Source organism: Streptomyces sp. A3M-1-3, assembly GCF_024213665.1.
Classification (GTDB): domain Bacteria; phylum Actinomycetota; class Actinomycetes; order Streptomycetales; family Streptomycetaceae; genus Streptomyces.
In genome coordinates, this window is sequence record NZ_JANAVP010000006.1 from 1 (window position 1) to 21,196 (window position 21,196).

The window sequence follows — 21,196 nt, forward strand, 5'->3', positions numbered from 1 at the left end:
CGTCCGTCAGATCTGCACGCGCCACAACACAAGATCATTTCACAGGCGAGATCCACTTTCGCAACAGGCCCTAGGAGACCTGCCGGGCCAGCACGCTCACTCCCGGCAGCAGCACCCGGTTGCGCCGCAGCCAGCCCACCGCGTGATCGAACAGGGCCGTCGGTCCCTCCGCGTGCGTCCACGCCCGCCCGTGCAGGAACGCCCGGAACTTCCGGCCCTGAGCATTGTCTTCGTACGGGTGGTAGCCGTACGCGTCGCGTATCTCCCACGCGTGCTCGTACGCCGTCTTCAGCCGCTCGGTGTACTCCTTGACGCAGGAGACATCCTCGATCTCCAACTGCTCGGCCAGATGCTCCACCACAGGCCACGGGACCGCCAAGGGGTCCTCCAGGAACAGCCCGACATAACGGACCGTGCAAATCTGCACCGCGAAACCGAGACGGCTGTGATCACCACGCCGTTTCGCGATCAGCTTCCGGTCCTCGTCGTCGAGGAAGAAGAAGCGCTCCAGCTCAGGCCTTGTCGGCACCTCGGCGAACGTTCCGAACGCTTCGGCCTTTATCTGGACCCGGTCCGACAGTGTCAGGGACGTACGCCACGTGTTGCCCAACGGGGTGCCCGCCCCTGTCGCTGACACTCGCTCGTAACCGTCGTCCACGACGGTCGTTGCTCCATCCGAGGGATCACCTGGGTGGGGAGGGGCAGGGATGTACGTGCGACGGGTCGTGGGGTCCGGGGTGCGGCAGGAGACGTACGCCGTCGTGGACGATGAGGGACGGGTCGTCGAGCGGTGGACGACTACCTTGCGCTGTGTACTGACCGTGAACACTCGCCGAACACGCTTCGCGCCCGCGCCTTCGACCTGAAGGCGTGGCTGGACTTCCTGCAGCTCCTGGGCGTCGATCTGCTGGCCGCGTCCCCTGAACAGGTGGACCAGTTTGCCGGGTGGCTGCGACGCCCGGTCCAGCCCGGACGGCTGCGGCTGGCGGATACCGATGACGGGCCGGCCCGCGAGGCGTCGACGGTGAACCGCGCGCTGAACAGCGTCTACATGTTCTACGAGTTCCTCGCCCGCCGCGGTGTCGGTATGGGCGCCCAGCTGACGCATCGCCGGGCGACCTCGATCGGAGACCACGGTGGCTTCCTGGCCGGCATCCGAGCGCCAGGTCACCGGACGGCCGACCCGGTTGAAGCAGGTCAAGCGGCGGCCCGGGACTCTGTCGGATACCGAGGTACAGCAGATTTTGGACGCCTGTGAGCGACTGCGGGACCGCCTGCTGATGGCCTTGATGTTCGAGACCGGCTGCCGGATCGGGCAGGCGCTGGGACTGCGGCACGAGGACATCAACACGGACCGGCGGACCTTGACGTTGCGGCCCCGGGACAACAACGCCAACAGGGCACGCGGCAAGAGCCGGGATCCCAAGGAGATCCCGGTCCGGCAGACGTTGCTCGACCTCTACACCGACTACCTGTTCGCCGAGTACGGCGAGCTGGACTGCGACTACGTGTTCGTGAACCTGTGGAACGGGACGGTCGGTGCACCGATGAAGTACTGGGCGGCGATGAGCCTGGTCAAGCGGCTGCGGCGGCGAGCGGGAGTCGTCTTTCATCCACATCTGTTCCGGCACACTCACGCGACCGCGCTTTTGCGGGCGGGCGTGCGGCTGGAGGTTGCGAGTGAGTTGCTCACGCATGGCTCGGTCCACACCACGGCAGACACCTACGGCCATCTGGACGCTGACGACCTGGCCGAAGAGCTGGACCGTGTCGGCTTCCGGGGCGCCCGGTGAGCGCCGCCGGCCGTATGGCCGCGGTTGTCCCGTTTCCCGGGGATCCGCGAACCGCTGCCCTTCTGGGTGTGGTGCGGCCAGAGTTCCGGGGCGAGCGGTTCGTCCCTCCGGCCGGACACTTCCTGGCTCCGACCCCGTGCGTGATCACCACGTGCTTGAGGAAGAACGCCTCCCGGGGCTTGTGCGCCGATCATGATGTGGCCTGGCGCAAGGCCGGGCGCCCCGAACGTGAGGCATGGATCGCGGACCCGGCAAACAGGCCGGCCGGGCTGAGCCTGGAGGTGGCTTCGTGTCTGGTCGTCGGATGCCCCTATTCCGGAGGCCTGTCGCGCCTGTGTGACCTGCACCTTTCCGGTTGTAACGGTCTACACTCGCGCGGCCAGAGCATCGGCGTCCGTCAGTACGCGGCTACGGCGGCGGTGCTCGCGCGCCCGGCTGCCGGACGGTGCGGCTTCGCGGACTGCAGTTATGAGATCAGCCGTCACGGTCTGTGCGACGGACACCACCACCGCTGGACGAAGGTCGGACGGCCGCCCCTGTCGGAGTTGCGCGCAGAACTGGAGCGCCGCGCTGCCCCGAGCTTTTCCGTTGCAGGTCTCCCGCCGCTGGTGGCGTTGGAGTTCCAGTACCTGCTCCAGGTCCGCACCGACCAGCGCCGGTCGAAGGTGGTTCCCAGTTCCTGGGTCCGCGCGGTGAACACCGTCATCGCCGAGGGCGTCACTTCGGTACGCGACCAACATGCCTGCTATTGGCGTCAGTTGTCACTCAACCACACCACCGTTCCACAGCTCTTCACGGACCTGCTGGAAGCCCTTGATGACCTCGACGGCCCTGCTGAGGAGTGGGACAGGGACGTGTGGCGTCCGGAACGCCTCGGCTACAGCATCGAGGAACGGCGACAGGTCGCCCCACTGGACTTCACCGGCATCACCCAGCCCTGGCTACGGGAGAGGACCAAGCGCTACATGCGGCTGCGGCTCGCGCGCACGGAACTGCGCTCGGTCGCACGCAATGTCCACGACGTTGTTGTCTTCTCCCGGTTCATCGCCGAAAGCCGCCCCGACCAGCAGAACGACCCGGCAGTCCTGGACCGTGCGTTGCTGGAGTCGTACATCGGCTGGGTCGGCCGCAGGACGGTGGAAAAGAAGGGCCCTCACTACGGGCAGCCGGTGAGCCCCGGCAGCCGCATCCGCCTGCTGTCGGTGATCTCCACCATGCTCGAAACGTGGCGCCGCTACGGCTGGCAGCCCGTGCTCCCGCCGGATGCCCGGATCCACCGGGACGAGTACCCGCGCCAGCGCGGGCTGAAGGCCAACTTCATCGACGAGTACCTGATGGAGCAGATCGAGTCCGAGGAGAACTTGGCCCTGCTCGACCCCGAGACCCGCACGCTGGTGCTGATCTGCCGCGACGAGGGGCTCCGCATCGGCGAGGCACTCACTTTGAAGACCGACTGCCTGAAGAAGACCCCCTCTGGCCGCTGGGCCCTGGTCCACTACAAGAGCAAGGACAAGAGTTTCCGCGCCATCCCCGCCTCACGCGTGGTCGTGGACGCTATCCGCGGGCAGCACGGCCGCGTCCGGGAACGCTTCAGCGACGGTTGCCACTGGCTGTTCCCAAAGGTCAGCGGCAACCCGGACGGGAAGTATCCGATGCCTTACGGCACGGTCGACACCCGCTTCGACACCTGGCTGAAGCGCATCCGGCTCATCGACTCCAACGGCGACGCCGCCGTCGTCAACTGGCACCAGTTCCGGCACACCCTGGGTACCAGAATGGCGAACGCGGGCGTGTCCGGACGCACCATCCGCGAAGTCCTAGGTCACACCTCCTGGGAGATGCAGGAGCACTACTCACGCATCGCGGACGACACGCTTCGCCGTGAGTACGAGGAGAAGTACGAGGTCCGCTTCAACCTCAAGGGCGAGGCCGTCAAGGTCCGCCGCGACGCCGACCTGTCCGGCGCCGAGTGGCTCGCCGAGAAGATCGGGCGCCGACTCCACGCGGTGGCCGGCGGCTGGTGCGGACGACACATCGCGCGTCCCTGCCCCAAGACCGCCGCCGACGGCTGCTACTTCTGCGAAGACTTCCAAACCGATCGGCAGTTCCTGCCGATCCACCGCGACACCCTCGCCCGCACACGCGAACTGCAGATCAGCGCCACGGCAGCGGAGCGTCCTCGCGCTGCCGCCGTCAACGAGCGACTGGCCACCGCCGTCGAGCATGTCATCGCGAGCATTACCGAGCAGGAACACGACGAGCTGTCCCCGCCACCGGACGACAACGAAGCCGTCCGCCACGAGACCGAGAGGGCAGCCGATGCGGGCTGACAACTCGGCCCACCTGGCCGAAGCCGCTCAACAACGCCGTCTGGACTGCATCGAACGCGTCCAAGCAGTCCTGAACAGCCTGGAGCGCGACGGCGGCCCGGTCACCGTCGCCGGGGTCGCTTCCCGGGCCGGCGTTTCCCGCACCTTCCTCTACGACGACGCCCAGACGGATCTGCGGACCAGACTGCGGAATCTCGCCAGCGGACAGCCCGCCTCGGGCCGTCCCGCCCTGCCCGACAAAGAGCGCATCACCACCAAGTCCCACGAGGCCGTCGTGCGCGCGCTGCGAGGGGCCAACCAGAGACTCAACGAGGAGAACGAGCGGCTCCGCAACGAACTCGCGGTCACACTCGGGCAACTCCGCGACCTCCGCCGAGGCATCCCCACGACCGCCGAGACCTCACGTCGCTGACACCGTCAGCGACACAAACATCCAGCTCAGCGTGATGGTTGAGCTCAAAGAGTCCAGATAACAGCCTGCTCATCAGTCAAAAATTCCACGGGCATATCGCGGACGTAACCAGCCGCCGCCCGTGATCGTGGATCTTCCCCCGAACACCCCCACCAAGCCGATCATGTGTGCTAAACGGCCAAGATCAAGGGCTTGACGCCAACGGCTGTACCGATGGTCCCCAAGGCCGAGGTCACTCCGGGCAGTAGCCGGCGGAGCAGACCATCGCCCGCGCCAAAGCTGTTGCACCACGGGTCTCTTGACGCCGTATCCGGCGGCCGTCACACTTCCACAACAGGCGAGGTAACAGCCTCCGAAATTGTTGTTGACATGCGTGGCGCACTGTGGAGTCTCCGTGCCGGAAGCGGTCCCGGTGGAGGGCGCCCATCTCCAACAGTCGCGGCACACCAGGGTGCCAGCAGCTCTCGCAGGTCGCTGTTACCTCGCCTGCACGCTACACCCCTGGACAGTCGACGCGGCTACTCGAACCGCGCGGTGTCGCCTGCCCCTCGGCGTACGATCTCGAGTTCGCCGCCGGAAAAGTCGATGACCGTGGTCGGCTCGGTGCCGCAGTCGCCCGAGTCGACCACGGCGTCCACGACGTGGTCGAGCCGCTCCTTGATCTCCCAGCCCTGTGTCATCGGCTCGTCCTCGTCAGGCAGGAGCAGGGTGCTGGAGAGCAGCGGCTCACCGAGTTCGGCGACCAGAGCCTGAGCTACGGCATGGTCAGGAATCCGGACTCCGACCGTCTTCTTCTTCGGGTGCAGCAGCTGGCGCGGCACCTCCTTCGTCGCGGGGAGGATGAAGGTGTAACTGCCGGGCGTCGCTGCCTTGATCGCGCGGAACACGTCGTTGTCGACGTGCACGAACTGACCCAGCTGCGCGAAGTTCTGGCACACAAGGGTGAAGTGGTGACGATCGTCGAGGTTCCGAATCGACCGGATCCGGTCGATTCCGTCACGACTGCCCAGCTGGCATCCCAGTGCGAAACAGGAGTCCGTCGGATACACGACGAGCGCGCCCGATCGGATGCTGTCGGCCACACTGCTGATGGTGCGCCGCTGAGGATTCTCGGGGTGCACATCGAAATACTTCGCCATCCGCCGAGTCTAGGTGATCAGGGCATCCACGCTCAGGTGACCAGGACGGCGCCGCCGGGCCCTTTGTTCGGCTTCCTGCCGTGCCCATCAGGTACCGACCGCGTCAGGGTGGCGGCTCGGTCACGAAGGCCCCGTGAGGCGGTCGTTTCTCGGCCATCGCCTCGCCCGTGGCGAGTCTGGCCCGCAGGCGAATGGTGGTGCCCGGGGCGAGACCCGCCATGAGCCGGCTGGGCACAGCGAGTTCCAGATGGCTTCCGACATACCGTGACAGAAGGTCGGCGTAGCCGGTGACCGGGTGCGCGTCGAGCACGTCGACGACCGCCCGGTCCCAGCCTTCCAGCCGCGGATGCGGACCCGTCGTGATCAGGCGGGTGGTCAGAGCGGTGAGATTCTCGATCGCCTGCACCATGTGCGTCACCCTTACCGACTGTCCGCGCACCGTGCCCCGCCGGCATTCGCCCGTGCCCTGTCGTTCACCGGCGCGGTGGGGTGTCCGACTGTCGCGTGCCGTAGGCGTGGCCGACGGTCACAGCGGACTCCGTACCTCCTGGCGCGCCATCATGCTCGGGCCGTCGGCTGCCTTCGAAGAACGGTTCGGTGGTCCTCCGCGAATCACCCGCTACGGCCTGTTCCAGAACGGCGAGCCGCACTTGAAGCTCGTGGATGGTCGCGGCGAGCCCGGTTTCGCCGTCCGCTTCCTGCCGCGTGGCGGCGAGCGGCAGCACATGGACGGGACCCAGCCCGGACACCCCGACCGTGGCCGTCATCGTGGGGGCGGACGCGGAGATGTTGGTGATGGAAGCGGCCACGCTTCCACCGAAAGATCACGGCGGCGGGAGCTGGCCGCCCACCGGGCAACCCGGGGCCCGCCCACCACCACTCCGGCCGCCACGCTACTCCCGCGTGCTGCCGCGCGGCGGCCGCATCACCAGACGCATTGCGGATCACTCGCAGGCGGGCCAACCAATGACTGGCGCACCGTCAGGAAGTTGACACTGGGAGGCATGAGGCGCCGCATCCGCCCCTGCCCCGTCGGCTTCGGCTGGTAGGAACAGCACCTCCCGCGCAACTTCGCCCAGAAGGTGAAAAGCCGGGTCAGCGCACTCTTCCCCGTGGTTTCAGGGCCACCGGCGGGAGTTCGGGAGCCGGCAGCCGATCACCGTCGTACCCCTTTACCTCGCCGAAGCGGGAGCCCTCCGTCCAGTCCGTCCGCGCCGCCTCGATTCCCTCGTGGGAACGGCCGATGAAGTTCCACCACATGACGATCTCTTCTTCGAACGGCTCGCCGCCGAGCAGCATCAGCCCCGCGTCGGACACCGCGCGCAACGGCAGTTCGCCGCGGCCGCAGCCGAGGTAGAGCATCGAGCCGGGCAGCATCGGGACGCCGTCGACGTGGGCCTCGCCCGACATGGAGAGCACCGCGTACTCGAAGTCCGGTTCGAGGGGCAGGGTGGTGTCGGTGCCCGCCGTCAGGGACAGGTCGGCGCCGGTCAGCGGGGTGTACGTGGTGCCGGGTGACGCTGCGCCGTCGAGTTCGCCGAGGATGACGGTGGCGGCGAGGCCGGGCGCGGTGACGACGGGCAGGTCGGCGTGGTGCTGGAAGTGCGGCTCGGTGTCGCGGTGCGCGTCGGGCAGCGCGACCCAGAGCTGGGCGCCGTGCAGATAGCGGGCGTGCGGCCGGGGGCTCTCCTCGGAGTGGCTGATCGCCCGGCCTGAGGTCATCAGGCCCAGTTCGTGGGGGCGGATGGTCTGGAGGCTGCCGAGGCTGTCGCGGTGCAGGACCTCGCCGTCGTGCAGCCAGCTGACCGTCTGCAGACCCATGTGGGGATGGGGCGGGACCTGCATGCCGGGCTCGTCGGCGATGTCGTCCGGGCCGTAGTGGTCGACGAAACACCAGGCTCCGACCATCCGGCGGCCGAGGTTGGGCAGCAGTCTGCGGACCTCGGTGGCCTCGCCGAGCCGCACCTGGCGGGGGCTGAGGAGTTCACGTACCGGCTCGGCGACGACGAAGCCGCGGCCGCCGCACACGGAGAGCGCGGCCTGGCGATCGAGATTGCTCATGGCGCACAACCTATTCCCGCGAAGGCGCGGGCCGTCGGCGGACCGCGCTGCGAAAACTGTAGTGGAACGCACCCTCGCGGCGCCGGGCCCGCGGCCGGTCAGACGAGCAGCCAGGTGATCAGCGACAGCGATCCCATGGACAGCAGGGTGGAGAGCAGGACGGTGTCCCTGGCCAGGTCGGTGTCCAGCCGGTATTCGGCCGCGAAGACGAACGCGTTCTGGGCGGTCGGCAGGCCGGCGCAGAGCACCACCGCGAAAAGGGCGTGCCCGTCCAGTTCGAACAGCCAGCGGCCGAGCGCATAGGCGAGCAGCGGCTGCGCCACTAGGTCCTGTCCGGTCGATCAGGCCGGATCAGGGAGCGGGGCCTGGTGCCGTGGATCGCAAGGCGGAGGAGGCCGTGACATCAGTCGCTGCCGCGACGGGCGACGCGGTGGGGGCACCTCTGGGGGCACCCCCAGCGGTAGCTGGGGGAGGTAGCTGGGGGACGTCGGCGACCGACGACAACGCGGCGAGGCGCGGCCCGCCGCGGAGCGGCTGATGTCACCGGGGGCACGCGAGCCCGGCATGACCGGCCGGACAGGACCTAGCTTCAGCGCCACCAGTACGCGCCGCTCGGTACGGCCGTGCGCGTCGGGCCGGGTGCGGGCGGCCAGCGACATCCCCAGCGCGAAGAGCGCCGCGGGTACGGCGGCGCCCCCCAGCATCTGCAACGGCGCACTCACCGCGGCGGGCAGCGGCCGGCCCAGCGCGGACACCGCCAGTCCGGCGGCGGACGCGGCGATGATCGGATTACGCAACGGCAGTCGCAGCAGCCTGGCCCACCTGTCCCGTGCCCCGCGCCGCACATCGAGGTCGATGAGGACCAGGATCAGCGGGGTGATCAGCAGGGTCTGGAACAGCGCGGCGGCGACGAACGAGGTGTCGTGCAGGACGTGCACCGCCACCGGGATGCCCAGGTTCGCCGAGTTCACGTGCGCGGCCGCCATCGCGCCTTTCGTCCGGTCGGCCCACCCGCGCCGGAACACCTACCGGCCGAGCAGCAGGCCCACGGCGAACACCGCGAGCAGGCTGACCGCGAACACGAGTACACCCGGCTGGGCCAGATCGGCGACCCGCGACCGCGACATCGTCAGGAACAGCAGCGCGGGCCTGGCGAAGGTGAACGCGAAGCGTCCGAGGACGGTCTGCGCGTGTGAGCCGAGTATGTCGAACCGGCCGGCCGCCCAACCGACAGTGGTGACCGCCCAGATGGGCAGAAACCCGGAAAGCACCGACCCCGTCACCGGGCCGGCATGCCGCAGCCGCGGCACGCCGCCGCACCCGCCCCCGCTCGGTGCGGTTCCTCCGCGCTCCCGGCACTCGGTTAGCCTGAGCGCACAATGAACCGTTTGACGACGTCATGGGGCGACTTCACCCTCACCCGCTTCCCAGAGGACCCACGCGACCCGCTGCGGGCCTGGGACGCCGCCGACGAGTATCTGCTGCGGCATCTCGCGGGCATCGATGCCGGAGCGGTGGACCTGTCCGGCACAGTGGCCGTGCTGGGTGACCGGTGGGGCGCCGTGGTCACGGTGCTGGCGGGGCACCGGCCCGTACAGATCACCGACTCGTACCTGACGCAGCAGGCCACCCGGGCCAACCTGGCGCGGCGGGGTGCCGACGCGGACGCGGTGCGGCTGCTGACGACCAGGGACGCGCCGCCCGAGCGCATCGACGTCCTGCTGGTGCGCGTGCCCAAGAGCCTCGCGCTCCTGGAGGACCAGCTGCACCGCCTCGCTCCCCATGTGCACGCGGGGACCGTCGTGGTGGGTGCGGGGATGGTCAAGGAGATCCACACCTCGACGCTCAAACTGTTCGAGAAGATCCTCGGGCCCACCCGGACCTCGCTGGCGGTGAAGAAGGCGCGGCTCGTCTTCTGTACGCCCGATCCGCAGCTCGCCCGGGTCCCCAGCCCGTGGCCGCGCCGCTACGAGCTGCCCGCCGACGTCGTCGCCGCGCCGGGCCTGCCCGTCACCAACCATGCGGGCATCTTCTGCGCCGAACGGCTCGACATCGGCACCCGGTTCTTCCTGAACCACCTGCCGCGCAGCCGCGGTCCCGAGCGGGTGGTGGATCTGGGCTGCGGCAACGGGGTGGTCGGCACGGCGGTGTCGCTGGCCAACCCGGAGGCCGAGCTGCTGTTCCTCGACGAGTCGTACCAGGCCGTGGCGTCGGCGGAAGCGACGTTCCGGGCGAACGCCGGCCCGGACACCAAGGCCCAGTTCCTGGTGGGCGACGGACTGTCCGGCCTACCGGCCGGGACGGTCGACCTGGTGCTGAACAACCCGCCCTTCCACACCCACCAGGCGACGACCGACGCGACCGCCTGGCGCATGTTCGCCGGCGCGCGGGACGCGCTGCGCCCCGGCGGCGAGCTGTGGATCATCGGCAACCGGCATCTCGGCTACCACGTGAAGCTGCGCCGGCTGTTCGGCAACTGCGAAGTGGTCGCGAGCGACCCGAAGTTCGTCGTCCTGCGGGCCGTCAGGAACTGACGGCCCGCTCCGGCCCGGCCGGCTAGGAGACGTCGGACATCTTCGGCATGTCGCCCTGCGTCGTCGTCATGTCGATGACGGAGAATGCCGCGCCCTGCGGGTCGCTCAGCGCCGCGAACCGGCCGAACGGCGTGTCCATCGGCCCGAACTGCAGCTTCCCGCCGCGCTGCGTCGCCTTCGCCACCGCCGCGTCGCAGTCGGCGACGCCGAAGTACACGTTGATGTAAGGCGGGACCTCGGGCGGGAAATCGTCGCCCATCTTCATACGGCCGAGGACGGTGTTGTCCCCGAGGTTGAAGATCCTGAAGTCCATCTTGTCGTCCTCCATCCGCTGCGCGCGGTACGAGAACACGGTGGGCCAGAAGGCGTCCGACTTCTCGGGCTCGCGGGTGAAGACCTCGGCCCAGGCGAAGGCGCCGGTCTCCCCGCGCGCCTCAAAGCCCTCGTGGCTGCCCGCCTGCCAGACACCGAAGGAGACACCGCTGGGGTCGCGCGCGATGAGCATGGTGCCGAAGTCGCCGACCTCCATCGGATCCATGTCCACCTGGCCACCGGCGTCACGGATCTTGGCGGCGGTGGCCGACGCGTCGGCGGACGCGATGTACAGGCACCAGGCCGGCGGGCTCTCCTGGCCGGGCATCGGGGGCGAGACGGCGGCCACCGCCTTGCCGTCCGCGTACGCCTGTGTGTAGCCGCCGAACTCCGGCGCACTCTCACCGAAGGTCCAGCCGAGCACATCGCCGTAGAAGCGCTTCGCGGCCTCCACATCGGTGAACATCGCGTCGACCCAGCACGGGGTGCCTTCAGGTTGTACGGCCATGACGCTTCACTTCCTCCTGCGCGGTGAATGGTCCGGTTTGCCACGCTAGTCAGTCACCCACGGATGTGCGCGCGGAACGCGGCGGTATCAGCCTTCTCGGCCGGCCTCCTTCTCTACTCCTCGCTGTCGGACCGGTAGGTCTCCAGCAGCCGCAGCCATACCTCACTGATCGTCGGGAACGCCGGTACGGCGTGCCACAGCCGCTTCACCGGCACCTCGCCGGCGACCGCCACGGTGGCGGAGTGCAGCAGCTCGCCGACTCCGGGGCCGACGAAGGTGACGCCGAGCAGCACCTCGCGGTCGAGGTCGACAACCATCCGGGCCCGGCCGCGGTAGCCGTCTGCGTACAGGCCGGCGCCCGCGACCGAGCCCAGGTCGTAGTCCACGGCCCGCACCCGGTGGCCCGCCTCCTCCGCCTCGGCGAGGCTGAGCCCGACCGCGGCCACCTCGGGGTCGGTGAACACCACCTGCGGCACGGCGGCGGTGTCCGCGGTCGCCGCGTGCGCACCCCACCGGTCCGCATCCAGCAGGGGGACGCCCTGTGCGCGGGCGGCGATGGCCGCTCCCGCGATGCGGGCCTGGTACTTGCCCTGGTGGGTGAGCAGGGCGCGGTGGTTGACGTCGCCGACCGCGTAGAGCCAGCTGCTGCCCGTCACCCGGCAGCTGTCGTCCACCGGCAGCCACGAGCCCGGTTCCAGGCCCACCGTGTCCAGGCCGATGTCCTCGGTGCGCGGGGCCCGGCCGGTCGCGAACAGCACCTCGTCCGCCTCGACCGTGTCGCCGCCGGCCAGCACCACGGTCACCGGGCCCGTCGCCCCGTCGCGTACGACCGCCTCGACCGGCGTCTGCGTACGGACGTCCGCGCCGGCCTCCCGGAGGCTCTGCGCGACCAGCTCGCCCGCGAAGGGCTCCATCCTGGGCAGCAGGCCGGCGCCGCGCACCAGCAGGGTCACCAGGGAGCCGAGTGCCTGCCAGGCCGTGGCCATCTCGGTGCCGACGACTCCGCCGCCCACCACCACGAGTCGCTCCGGGACGTGCTGCGAGCTGGTCGCCTCCCGGCTGGTCCAGGCCCTGGCCCCCACCAGGCCGGGCAGCTCGGGCAGCACCGCCCGGCTGCCGGTGCACACCGCGACGGCATGGCGGGCGGCGAGTACGTGATGCTCGCCCTCCGGGCTGGAGACGGTCACCTTCCTGGTGCCGTAGAGGCGGCCGTGGCCCCGGTAGAGATGAGCACCGATGGAGTCCAGCCAGCTGACCTGGCCGCCGTCCTTCCAGTGCGCGGCCTGCTTGTCGCGGTGTGCCAGGACGGCCGCCGCGTCGAGCGGCCCCTGTACGGATCCGTCCAGCCCCGGCACCCGCCGGGCGTCGGCCCGTGCGGTCACCGGGCGCAGCAGCGCCTTGCTGGGCATGCAGGCCCAGTACGAGCATTCGCCGCCCACCAGCTCGCTCTCGACGACCGCTGTGCTCAGTCCGGCGGCGCGGGCGCGGTCCGCGAGGTTCTCCCCGACGGGCCCGGCGCCCAGGACCACGACGTCGTACTCCACGGCTTCAGTCATGCAGCCAGTCTGGTGCCGGGTGTGGGCCGTGGCCACAGGGGCAGCCGGAATACGAAAGTGCCGTGCGCCGTTGTGCCGGACGGCTTCACCCGAAGGCCAGGAAGAGAGACCACGCAATGGCCACTGTTGAGCTCACCAAGGAAAACTTCGACCAGGTCGTCACGGACAACGACTTCGTCCTGATCGACTTCTGGGCTTCCTGGTGCGGCCCGTGCCGGCAGTTCGCGCCGGTCTTCGAGAAGTCCTCGCAGGCCCACCCGGACCTGGTCTTCGCGAAGGTCGACACGGAGGCCCAGCAGGAGCTGGCGGCGGCCTTCGAGATCCGGTCCATTCCGACCCTCATGATCGTCCGCGACAATGTGGCGGTCTTCGCCCAGGCCGGGGCGCTGCCGGAGGCACTGCTCGAGGATGTCATCGGGCAGGCGCGCGACTTGGACATGGACGAGATCAAGCAGAAGATCGCCCAGGAGTCGAAGTAGGCGAAGTACGAGAGGCCGACGGCCGCGCTGGACAGCAGCGGCCGCCGGCCGTCCGGTGTCAGAAGGGGTAGCCGGCCGGGTCGCGGCGGACCGTCGTCCAGCGCAGATCGGTGAACGCCTCCAGGTTGGCCTCGCCGCCGAAGCGGGCACCGGTGCCGGAGGCGGCGACGCCGCCGAAGGGTGCGACCGCCTCGTCGTTGACCGTCTGGTCGTTGATGTGGGCGATGCCGGTCGGGATACGGTCGGCGAGTTCCAGGCCCAGCGCGGTGTCGCGGGTGACGATGCCGAGCGACAGACCGTACGGACCGTCCGAGGCGAGGGCCGCCGCCTCGTCCAGGGTGGCGAAGGAGCGTACCGGCGCGACGGGGCCGAAGACCTCCTCCGTATAGGCGGGGGTGTGGTCGTCGGCGCCGGCGATCACCGTGGGGCGGTAGAAGAGGTCGCGGTGGCTGCCGCCCGCGACGAGCTTGGCGCCGTGGGCCGTGCTCGCCTCCACCAGGCGGTGGATCTTGCCCAGTTGGCCGCGGTCGATGACCGGGCCGAGGTGGACCTGTTCGCGGTGCGGGTCGCCGACGGCGAGGGTGTCGGCCTTGGCGGCGAGCCGTTCGACGTACTCCTCGTAGAGCGAGGCGTGGACGAGGTGGCGGCCGGTCGTCATGCAGATCTGGCCCTGGTGGAAGAAGGACCCCCAGGCGGCCTGCCCGACCGCGGCCTCCAGGTCGGCGTCCGCCAGCACGACGAGCGCGGAGTTGCCGCCCAACTCCAGGTGTACACGCTTGAGATGGTGCCCGGCGGCCTCGCCGACGGCGCGGCCCGCGGTGGTGGATCCGGTGAACGAGACCACGGACACGACGGGGTCCGCGACGAGTGCCCGGCCCGTCTCGGCACCGCCGGGAAGGACGTGCAGCAGATGCCCGGGCAGTCCGGCCTCGGCGAAGACCGCGGCCAGGGAGAGACCACCGCAGACCGCGGTGCGCGGATCGGGCTTGAGCAGGACGGCGTTGCCGAGCGCGAGGGCGGGCGCCACCGATCGTATGGAGAGGATCAGCGGGGCGTTGAAGGGGGCGATGACGCCCACGACTCCCGCCGGAACACGGCGGGTGTACGACAGGCGTGGGGCCTCGCTCGGCAGCACCTGGCCGGTGGGGCGGGAGGCGAGGGCGGCGGCTTCGTAGCACTCCTGGGCGGCGACGTGCAGTTCGAAGTCGGCCTTGCCGGGGACGGAACCGGACTCCCGGACCAGCCACTCGCGCAACTCCCCGGCGTGCTCGGCGAAGAGGTCGCCCGCGCGCCGCAGCACCGCGGCTCTCTCGAAGTGCGGGGTACGGGCCCAGGCCGCCTGCGCGGCGCGCGCGGCCTGGGCAGCGGCACTGACGTCGGCCGGACCGGCCAGATTGACGGTGGCGAGGGTTTCGCCGGTCGCGGGCTCGATGACGGGGGACTCACCCCCTGACAGCGTGCGCGGCTGCCAGGTCTTCGGGTCGAGCAGAGGCATGGGCGATCTCCGATCCGTCATGAGCCGAGAGGAAGTCCCGTGTTGGCGCGCGTAGCACCCTACGCGGACACAAGTACCGCCCGGCAACGGGGAGTTGAAGAGCCGTCCGTCAGCGCTCCAGGACCAGGGCCAGCCCCTGGCCGACCCCGATGCAGAGCGCGGCCAGCCCGGTGCCCGAGCCCGCCGCGGCGAGCTGGTGGGCGACCGATCCCGCGAGCCGGGCGCCGGACGCGCCGAGCGGGTGGCCGATGGCGATGGCGCCACCGCGCGGGTTGACCACGGCAGGGTCGAGATCGGGCCATTCCGCGAGACAGCCGAGGGACTGGGCGGCGAAGGCCTCGTTGAGCTCGAAGGTGGCCAGGTCCGCGAAGGAACGGCCGGCCTTGCCGAGCGCGCGCTGCACGGCCTCGACCGGCCCGAGTCCGAAGTGCTGCGGCTCGATGCCGGTGACCGCGGAGGTACGGATGCGGGCGAGCGGCTCACGCCCGGTCTCCCGCAGCCCGTCCTCGTCGACCAGCAGCAGGGCGGCCGCGCCGTCGTTGAGGGGGGAGGCGTTGCCGGCGGTCACCGTGCCGGACTCGCGGAACACGGGCTTGAGCTTGGCCAGCGCCTCCATCGTGGACGTCTCCCGGATGCACTCGTCGCGCGCGAGATCCACACCCTCGTACGGGACGACCTCACCGTCGTACATACCGGCCTCCCATGCCACGGCGGCCTTGCGGTGGCTCTCCAGCGCGAAGGCGTCCTGCTGCTCGCGGGTGATGCCGTGCTTGTCGGCGATCAGCTCGGCTCCCTCGCCGAGCGCGACGGTCCACTCGGCGGGCATGCGCGGGTTGGTCATCCGCCAGCCGAGGGTGGTGGAGTGGAGCTGCTGATGTCCGGCCGGAAACGCGCGCTCGGGCTTCTGCATCACCCAGGGCGCGCGCGACATCGACTCGACGCCGCCGGCGATCGCGACGCAGGCGTCGCCGAGCGCGATGGCACGGGCCGCCTGGATCACGGCTTCGAGCCCCGATCCGCAGAGCCGGTTGACGGTGACACCGGGAACGGAGACGGGCAGGCCGGCGAGCAGGACGGCCATGCGCGCCACATCGCGGTTGTCCTCCCCCGCGCCGTTGGCGTCGCCGAACACCACATCGTCGATACGGGACGGGTCGAGCGCGGGCGTACGGTCCACGAGGGCGCGGACCACATGGGCGGCCAGGTCGTCGGGGCGGACCGAGGCGAGCGCGCCTGCGAACTTGCCGATCGGGGTGCGGACGGCGTCGACGATGTAGACGTCGCGGATGCTCATCGGTTCTCTCCTGCGGCGGGGCCGGCGAACCCGATGTTCGCCCAGTGAACTTTGGTTCATATTGAATGCGTCCGCAGTCTCTGTCCCCCCGCAGCGCCCTGTCAACGGCCCGCCGTCCGGGCCAAGACCGGCGTCAACTGGACTCGCGGTGGACAGCCCTGGCCGCGATCAGGTCGTGCTGCTCGGGTGCGGCGCCCGGATCGCGTACCGCGTGGTCGACCAGCGCCGCCAGCCGGTCCCCCGTGGTCATCTCCACCTGGACCGTGCTGAGCCGCGGGCGCAGGAGGGTGCCGAGCAGCAGATCGTCCGCGCCCATCACGGCCGTCTCACCGGGGATGTCGATGCCGGCGTCCTGCAGGGCGCGCATGAGCAGCATCGCGTACTCGTCGTTGTACGCGAACACGGCGTCGAGCCCGAGCCCGCGCCAGCGCCCGGCCAGGGCGGCCGCCGACTCCTGCGTATAGCTCATCGCCAGTGGCTCGATTCTTGCGCCCCGGCCGGCCGCGGCCTCCCGTATGCCCTGCAGCCGCGGACCGGAGAACATCTCGAGGCCCGGCTCGGCGGGCATGATCACGCCGATCCGGTGGTAGCCGCGCTCCAGCAGATGGGCTGCCGCGCAGCCGCCGACCTCGCGCTGGTCCATGACAAGGGCGTGGGCGCCCTCCACCCGGGAGGGGCCCAGCGTGATCACCGCGCGGGCGCCGGAGCGCTTGAGCACCTCGACGTTCTGCGGGCTGAGGGTGATCTCGCCGAGCGAGATCACCGCGACAGGCCGCAGTTCCGCCCAGGCGCGGGCGGCCTGGTCGCCGCTGAGGCCAAGGCTGCCGTACTGCACGACGGTGTAGTCGAGCCGGCGCAGCGCCCACTGCAGCTCGTTGAAGAAGCGGCTGAAGAGCGGGCCGACCGGTACGTGGGAGGTGGGCAGCAGCACGATGCGGGTGTGGCCCGCGCGCAGGCTGCGGGCGGCCGCGTGCGGCACATAGCCGAGCTCCTCGGCCGCCTCGCGGACGCGTCGGCGGGTCGGCTCGCTGATCCGTACGGCCGAGGTGTTGTTCAGGACGTACGACACGGTGGCCCGGGACACGCCGGCCAGTCGCGCGACATCGGCGCTGGTCGGGATGGGGCGGGCAGCCGGCTGCTTCGGTGACTGAGACATCGCGCCGGCAATCCTTCCAGACCGGCCTGGGCGAGGATCTGGCGGATGGCCGGAAACGGCCGCACCGCGCGGTGACACGATTCACGGGTCTGTCCCAGCCGATTTGCTCCCGATCCGCTCCCCCGCCACGACAGTCCGCCGAAGTTCATGGCCCGAAGCCCGCCGCCCGGTTAGTGTGCTTACTACCGAACGGTAACGGGGAGGTCCGGTGTCGGAATCACGCACTGCGGGTCTGGTCGACACGGTCCGGTTGCTCGCCGAGGGCCAGGTGTCCGCACGACAGGTGACGGAGCAGACCCTTGCCCGGATCGAGGCGGCGCAGCCCACGCTCAACGCCTTCCGTATCGTCCGCGCCGAGGCCTCGCTCGCCGAGGCGGACGCCGCCGACAAGCTGCTCGCCGCGGGCGAACGGCTGCCCCTGCTGGGCGTACCGGTCGCCGTCAAGGACGACATGGACGTGGCCGGGGAGCCCACCGCCTTCGGCTGCCCCGGGGACTTCCCGGCCAAGACCACCGACAGCGAGGCGGTACGCAGGCTCAGGGCGGCCGGCGCGGTCATCGTCGGCAAGACCAACACTCCGGAACTCGGGCAGTGGCCCTTCACCGAAGGGCCTGCCTTCGGTGACACCCGCAACCCGTGGGACCCCGGCCGTACGCCCGGCGGTTCGTCGGGCGGGTCCGCCGCCGCGGTGGCCGCGGGCATCGTGCCCGCGGCGCTCGGCTCGGACGGTGCGGGGTCCGTCCGGATCCCGGCCGCCTGGACCCATCTCGTCGGCATCAAGCCGCAGCGCGGGCGCATCTCCACCTGGCCGGACGCGGAGTCGTTCAACGGGATCACGGTCAACGGCACACTCGCCCGTACGGTCGCCGACGCCGCGTTGCTGCTGGACGCGGCGGGCGGGCAGCACGCCGGGGACCTCCACCGGCCGGCCGCCATCGACGCGGTCGCGGCGGCCGGGCGCGAGCCGCGGCGGCTGCGGATCGCCCTGTCGTTCCGGATGCCGTTCACCGCGACGCCCAAGCAGCTCGACCCCGAGGTGCGTGCGGCGGTGGAGCGGCTGGCCGGCCGGCTGGAGGCGCTGGGCCACGACGTCGTACCGGCGGACCCCCACTACGGACAGATCGGCCTGGCCTTCGTACCCCGTGCGACCGCCGGTGTACGCCAGTGGGCCGCCCGGGTGCCGGACCCGGCGCTGCTCGATCCGCGCACCCGGGACGCGGTCCGGCTGGGCGGTGTGCTCGGCGGCGGTCCGCTGCGGGCCGCGCGCCGGGCCGAGGCGGTGCTGCAGCGCAGAGTCGGGGAGATCTTCGGCCGCTTCGATGTGGTGCTGACCCCGACCACCGCCACTCCCCCGCCCCGCATCGGCGCCATGACGCGGCTGAACGGCATGCGGACGGGCCAGGCGATGATCGCGGCGTGCCCGTACGCGTGGACCTGGAACGTACTGGGCTGGCCGGCCGTGAACGTGCCCGCCGGCTTCACACCGGACGGTCTGCCGCTGGGCGCGCAGCTGCTCGGCCCCGCCGACAGCGAGCCGCTGCTGATCTCGCTGGCCGCCCAACTGGAGGCGGACCAGCGGTGGTTCGAGCAGTGGCCCACGCTCGCGAGCGAGGACGCCGCGTCGGTCTGAGCGCTCAGGGGGTGTCCGCGAGCGGTTCGAAGGCCGGCAGCCGGAACGAGAGCAGCCGGCCCTCGGTACGGAAGCCGGCCGCGGTCAGGGCGTCCGGGGAGGAGTCCCAGCCGTCGCCCGAGAGCGTGGTGGCCCGCTGCACCTGCGGGTGGCCCGCGCGCAGTTCGTCGAAGAGGTGGACCGCCAGCGCCGTGGTCTCCACATCGCTGATGCCGGCCCGGACGAACCACATCGACACCCGGGGTCCCACTTCGACGGCATGGACGACCCCACGCAGCGTACGTTCGTCCCACAGCCCGGCGGCGAGCACGGGGGCGTCCGGGCCGCTCAGCTCCGCGGTGACCCGCGCGTCGTCCCAGCCGCGCCCCTGCGAGCGGCGGTAGAGATCCACATACGCGCGCAGGAGGGCCCCGGTGGGCGGCAGGGTCAGCCGGATCGGCGCGCCTCGGGCGACGGGGTGCGCGGTACCCCAGGTGGCGGGCTCGGCCACCCAGTAGTGACCGCTCTCCCGCGCGGAGGCGCCGAGTTGCGAGGCCACCCGGGCGTTCACGTCGTCGGGTGTGCCGAGCCAGCCGAGCCCGGTGCGGCCGAGCAGGCGCACCTCTGCGGCGGCGGAGCGGACCAGGTAGGCGTGGGTGGCGTCGTCGTCGGGGGCGGTGACCACGACGGCCATGACCGTGTCGCGGCCCTCGTGCTCGCTGTCGTCGTCGAGCATCGCCCAGCCGACGGGTTCGGTGCCCTCGTACGCGATCAGGGTGGGCAGCTGGGTGGGGCCGGTCCAGCGGGCGCGGAAGGCCGGCAGGTCCACCGGCTCGGCGGCCCAGGCCAGCATCTTGGCGTGCAGGGCGGGCCGCGTCTGCGCCGCCTCCGCCGTGTCGTACACGACGCGCAGGGTCTTCTCGCCTCGGGGCACGGTTCCTCCAGGGGCTGGGGGGCCTTGACGCAATTGTGGCTCCGCGGACCGCTTCCGCGCGGCGCAGCCGCGCCCCGGCCCTGCCGCAGCCGTGCCGGAGGGAGGCCCGCAGGGCCTACGGTGACCGGGTGACGACCTCTCTCGATGATCTCGACTCCCCCGGCTGCCCCGGCCGCACCGGCCCGGCGGCGACGACCGAGGCCGACCCCCGCGACGTGGGCCCGGTGCGTACCTCGTACGCACCGGACCGCGACGGCGATCCCGACCCCGGCGAGATCGTCTGGACCTGGGTGCCGTTCGAGGAGAACGACGGCAGAGGCAAGGACCGTCCGGTGCTGGTGGTGGCCCGTGAGGCGGGCGGCACGCTGCTTGCGGTACAGCTGTCCAGCAAGCGGCACGGCCACGACCGCGAGTGGGTCGCGATCGGGGTGGGCCCGTGGGATTCGGCCGGACGTGAGTCGTGGGTCGACCTCGACCGGGTGCTGCGCCTGCACGAGGCCGGGATGCGGCGGGAGGCGTGCGCCCTGGACCGGCCGAGATTCGACCGGGTCGTCCGGCGGCTCGCGGATCGCTACGGGTGGACGTGATCCGCGAAGGCATCGGCGAAGGCCGGCCGAGTGGGTGAATCCGGCCGACGGTCCAGCACACCGAACACCACCCGCTCGAAGTGCCCGGAGAACCGGCCGCCACCGGTGAGCAGCGCCTTGAAGGCGCCTGCCACCTGCGCCGGGTCATTCTGGAAGACCCCGCAGCCCCAGGCCCCGAGCACCAGCTGCCGGTAGCCGCAGGCTGCGGCCGTCTCCAGGACCCGTTCGGCACGGGCGGCGTCGCCGCCGGGATGCGGGCCGCGTCCTTGGGATCCCGGCGGCGGATCACTCCGGCGTTGGGCGCCGGGGAGGTGAGGAAGCCCGCGGTGCAGGGGGTGTCCAGCAGCCGCGCCCGGTCGTCACGGAACACCGGAACGGCCGGTGAGTGGATCACCCGGTCGGAGTAGAAGGCGCTGCGTTCCGCCCTGTGGTGGGCGTAGAACTCGGGCACCCGCAGCAGCGTCGGGTAGAGGGCGGAGGCCCGGCACAGCGCCTCTTCCTGGGCCTGGGCGCCGTTGACGTACCCGCCGCCGGGATTGCGGGCGGAGGCGAAGTTGAGCACGGCGACCGGACCGGTAGCGGCCAGCCGGCGGGCGGCCTGCGTACTGCTCTCGGCAGTGACCTCGAAGGCCGTGGCCGGGGCGCTCGGCATCAGGCCGGTGAGGGGGACGGGCTCCGGTCCGAACATCTCGGTGCCCGCCCCGGCAGCGGCCACGGCCTCCGCGAGACGCACCTCGTGCCCTGCCGGTGACCGGTATCCGCCGGCCGCGATGATCTCTTCGTTCTGCCGCGCGATCCCGCGCAGTCTGGCGCTCACCGACGCTCCCCCCGACCGTTCATGCGAAAATCGTCGGAGATCGACGCCGTAGGACGCAACTCGTTTCCAGGGACCGAAGGGCAGCGAAGGGCACTCTTGTGCGATCCGGCGGCAGTGGCTTAGGTGGGTCGGAGCCGTTCGCCCCGGCCCGGGGCGAACCCGTCATGGTCTTCGACAGGA

Annotated in this window: 21 protein-coding genes and 2 pseudogenes; 8 read left to right on the forward strand and 15 right to left on the reverse strand. The window is 70.8% G+C overall.

What is annotated here, in order from left to right:
• Positions 1 to 73: 73 nt before the first annotated feature.
• Positions 74 to 586, reverse strand: a pseudogene (locus tag NLX86_RS08445) (DUF4158 domain-containing protein); the annotation flags it as partial.
• Positions 587 to 790: 204 nt separating this feature from the next.
• Between NLX86_RS08445 and NLX86_RS08450 the strand changes: the two are divergent.
• From NLX86_RS08450 to NLX86_RS08465, 4 genes are all read left to right on the forward strand, one after another.
• On the forward strand, positions 791 to 1,258 hold the full coding sequence (locus NLX86_RS08450) for a site-specific integrase (RefSeq protein WP_254370973.1): 468 nt from the start codon (positions 791 to 793) through the stop codon (positions 1,256 to 1,258).
• The gene (locus tag NLX86_RS08455; protein WP_254370974.1) at positions 1,245 to 1,793 is read left to right on the forward strand and encodes a tyrosine-type recombinase/integrase; all 549 of its coding nucleotides are present in this window, start codon (positions 1,245 to 1,247) and stop codon (positions 1,791 to 1,793) included. Before NLX86_RS08450 ends, NLX86_RS08455 begins: the two co-directional genes overlap by 14 nt.
• 608 nt (positions 1,794 to 2,401) lie before the next feature.
• The gene (locus NLX86_RS08460; RefSeq protein WP_254370975.1) at positions 2,402 to 4,123 is read left to right on the forward strand and encodes a tyrosine-type recombinase/integrase; all 1,722 of its coding nucleotides are present in this window, start codon (positions 2,402 to 2,404) and stop codon (positions 4,121 to 4,123) included.
• The gene (locus NLX86_RS08465; RefSeq protein ID WP_254370976.1) at positions 4,113 to 4,535 is read left to right on the forward strand and encodes a DUF6262 family protein; all 423 of its coding nucleotides are present in this window, start codon (positions 4,113 to 4,115) and stop codon (positions 4,533 to 4,535) included. The genes NLX86_RS08460 and NLX86_RS08465 overlap by 11 nt, the downstream gene beginning before the upstream one ends.
• Before the next feature lie 518 nt (positions 4,536 to 5,053).
• Here NLX86_RS08465 and NLX86_RS08470 read toward each other — a convergent pair.
• From NLX86_RS08470 to NLX86_RS08500, 7 genes are all read right to left on the reverse strand, one after another.
• On the reverse strand, positions 5,054 to 5,674 hold the full coding sequence (locus NLX86_RS08470; RefSeq protein WP_254370977.1) for an L-threonylcarbamoyladenylate synthase: 621 nt from the start codon (positions 5,672 to 5,674) through the stop codon (positions 5,054 to 5,056).
• 103 nt (positions 5,675 to 5,777) lie between these two features.
• A complete protein-coding gene (locus NLX86_RS08475; RefSeq protein ID WP_254370978.1) occupies positions 5,778 to 6,083 on the reverse strand; it encodes a hypothetical protein in 306 nt (101 codons plus the stop codon).
• A gap of 64 nt (positions 6,084 to 6,147) precedes the next feature.
• Entirely contained in the window at positions 6,148 to 6,483 is a 336-nt protein-coding gene (locus NLX86_RS08480) for a hypothetical protein (protein WP_254370979.1), read from the reverse strand.
• A gap of 286 nt (positions 6,484 to 6,769) precedes the next feature.
• A complete protein-coding gene (locus NLX86_RS08485) occupies positions 6,770 to 7,735 on the reverse strand; it encodes a pirin family protein (protein ID WP_254370980.1) in 966 nt (321 codons plus the stop codon).
• Between the two features lie 98 nt (positions 7,736 to 7,833).
• Complete coding sequence (locus NLX86_RS08490) at positions 7,834 to 8,058, reverse strand: AEC family transporter (RefSeq protein WP_254370981.1); 225 nt, start codon at positions 8,056 to 8,058, stop codon at positions 7,834 to 7,836.
• A gap of 18 nt (positions 8,059 to 8,076) precedes the next feature.
• On the reverse strand, positions 8,077 to 8,721 hold the full coding sequence (locus tag NLX86_RS08495) for an AEC family transporter (RefSeq protein WP_254370982.1): 645 nt from the start codon (positions 8,719 to 8,721) through the stop codon (positions 8,077 to 8,079).
• A gap of 39 nt (positions 8,722 to 8,760) precedes the next feature.
• Positions 8,761 to 9,018, reverse strand: a complete 258-nt coding sequence (locus NLX86_RS08500) for an AEC family transporter (protein WP_254370983.1) — start codon at positions 9,016 to 9,018, stop codon at positions 8,761 to 8,763.
• A 96-nt stretch (positions 9,019 to 9,114) separates the two neighbouring features.
• Between NLX86_RS08500 and NLX86_RS08505 the strand changes: the two genes are divergently transcribed.
• Complete coding sequence (locus tag NLX86_RS08505; protein WP_254370984.1) at positions 9,115 to 10,269, forward strand: methyltransferase; 1,155 nt, start codon at positions 9,115 to 9,117, stop codon at positions 10,267 to 10,269.
• A 22-nt stretch (positions 10,270 to 10,291) separates the two neighbouring features.
• On the opposite strand, the gene NLX86_RS08510 is transcribed toward NLX86_RS08505, so the two are convergent.
• Both NLX86_RS08510 and NLX86_RS08515 read right to left on the reverse strand, forming a co-directional pair.
• Positions 10,292 to 11,089 carry a VOC family protein gene (locus NLX86_RS08510; RefSeq protein ID WP_254370985.1) on the reverse strand — a complete coding sequence of 266 codons (798 nt, stop codon included), beginning with the start codon at positions 11,087 to 11,089 and terminating at the stop codon, positions 10,292 to 10,294.
• A gap of 113 nt (positions 11,090 to 11,202) precedes the next feature.
• A complete protein-coding gene (locus NLX86_RS08515; RefSeq protein ID WP_254370986.1) occupies positions 11,203 to 12,645 on the reverse strand; it encodes an NAD(P)/FAD-dependent oxidoreductase in 1,443 nt (480 codons plus the stop codon).
• Between the two features lie 116 nt (positions 12,646 to 12,761).
• On the opposite strand from NLX86_RS08515, the gene trxA reads away from it, so the two are divergent.
• Complete coding sequence (gene trxA / locus NLX86_RS08520) at positions 12,762 to 13,124, forward strand: thioredoxin (protein ID WP_254370987.1); 363 nt, start codon at positions 12,762 to 12,764, stop codon at positions 13,122 to 13,124.
• 58 nt (positions 13,125 to 13,182) lie between these two features.
• Here trxA and NLX86_RS08525 read toward each other — a convergent pair whose 3' ends face one another.
• From NLX86_RS08525 to NLX86_RS08535, 3 genes are all read right to left on the reverse strand, one after another.
• The gene (locus NLX86_RS08525; RefSeq protein WP_254370988.1) at positions 13,183 to 14,619 is read right to left on the reverse strand and encodes a benzaldehyde dehydrogenase; all 1,437 of its coding nucleotides are present in this window, start codon (positions 14,617 to 14,619) and stop codon (positions 13,183 to 13,185) included.
• 109 nt (positions 14,620 to 14,728) lie between these two features.
• Complete coding sequence (locus NLX86_RS08530; protein ID WP_254370989.1) at positions 14,729 to 15,913, reverse strand: thiolase family protein; 1,185 nt, start codon at positions 15,911 to 15,913, stop codon at positions 14,729 to 14,731.
• 133 nt (positions 15,914 to 16,046) lie between these two features.
• Positions 16,047 to 17,069, reverse strand: coding sequence for a LacI family DNA-binding transcriptional regulator (locus NLX86_RS08535; RefSeq protein ID WP_254370990.1), 1,023 nt, complete (start codon positions 17,067 to 17,069; stop codon positions 16,047 to 16,049).
• A gap of 208 nt (positions 17,070 to 17,277) precedes the next feature.
• Here NLX86_RS08535 and NLX86_RS08540 point away from each other — a divergent pair, with 208 nt between their 5' ends.
• Complete coding sequence (locus tag NLX86_RS08540) at positions 17,278 to 18,699, forward strand: amidase (RefSeq protein ID WP_254370991.1); 1,422 nt, start codon at positions 17,278 to 17,280, stop codon at positions 18,697 to 18,699.
• A 4-nt stretch (positions 18,700 to 18,703) separates the two neighbouring features.
• On the opposite strand, the gene NLX86_RS08545 is transcribed toward NLX86_RS08540, so the two are convergent.
• Positions 18,704 to 19,612, reverse strand: coding sequence for a hypothetical protein (locus NLX86_RS08545; protein ID WP_254370992.1), 909 nt, complete (start codon positions 19,610 to 19,612; stop codon positions 18,704 to 18,706).
• 128 nt (positions 19,613 to 19,740) lie between these two features.
• Between NLX86_RS08545 and NLX86_RS08550 the strand changes: the two genes are divergently transcribed.
• The gene (locus NLX86_RS08550; protein WP_254370993.1) at positions 19,741 to 20,199 is read left to right on the forward strand and encodes a type II toxin-antitoxin system PemK/MazF family toxin; all 459 of its coding nucleotides are present in this window, start codon (positions 19,741 to 19,743) and stop codon (positions 20,197 to 20,199) included.
• Here the strand turns inward: NLX86_RS08550 and NLX86_RS08555 are convergent.
• Positions 20,184 to 21,016, reverse strand: a pseudogene (locus tag NLX86_RS08555) (TIGR02452 family protein). The gene NLX86_RS08550 and the pseudogene NLX86_RS08555 sit on opposite strands and share 16 nt — an antisense overlap.
• Positions 21,017 to 21,196: the final 180 nt, after the last annotated feature.

Excerpts from the sequence above, each read along its gene's own strand:
- NLX86_RS08465 (WP_254370976.1), top strand. The coding sequence starts at position 4,113 with ATGCGGGCTGACAACTCGGCCCACCTGGCCGAAGCCGCTCAACAACGC.
- NLX86_RS08470 (WP_254370977.1), bottom strand. The coding sequence starts at position 5,674 with ATGGCGAAGTATTTCGATGTGCACCCCGAGAATCCTCAGCGGCGCACC.
- NLX86_RS08475 (WP_254370978.1), bottom strand. The coding sequence starts at position 6,083 with ATGGTGCAGGCGATCGAGAATCTCACCGCTCTGACCACCCGCCTGATC.
- NLX86_RS08485 (WP_254370980.1), bottom strand. The coding sequence starts at position 7,735 with ATGAGCAATCTCGATCGCCAGGCCGCGCTCTCCGTGTGCGGCGGCCGC.
- NLX86_RS08495 (WP_254370982.1), bottom strand. The coding sequence starts at position 8,721 with ATGGCGGCCGCGCACGTGAACTCGGCGAACCTGGGCATCCCGGTGGCG.
- NLX86_RS08505 (WP_254370984.1), top strand. The coding sequence starts at position 9,115 with ATGAACCGTTTGACGACGTCATGGGGCGACTTCACCCTCACCCGCTTC.
- NLX86_RS08510 (WP_254370985.1), bottom strand. The coding sequence starts at position 11,089 with ATGGCCGTACAACCTGAAGGCACCCCGTGCTGGGTCGACGCGATGTTC.
- NLX86_RS08515 (WP_254370986.1), bottom strand. The coding sequence starts at position 12,645 with ATGACTGAAGCCGTGGAGTACGACGTCGTGGTCCTGGGCGCCGGGCCC.
- trxA (WP_254370987.1), top strand. The coding sequence starts at position 12,762 with ATGGCCACTGTTGAGCTCACCAAGGAAAACTTCGACCAGGTCGTCACG.
- NLX86_RS08525 (WP_254370988.1), bottom strand. The coding sequence starts at position 14,619 with ATGCCTCTGCTCGACCCGAAGACCTGGCAGCCGCGCACGCTGTCAGGG.
- NLX86_RS08530 (WP_254370989.1), bottom strand. The coding sequence starts at position 15,913 with ATGAGCATCCGCGACGTCTACATCGTCGACGCCGTCCGCACCCCGATC.
- NLX86_RS08535 (WP_254370990.1), bottom strand. The coding sequence starts at position 17,069 with ATGTCTCAGTCACCGAAGCAGCCGGCTGCCCGCCCCATCCCGACCAGC.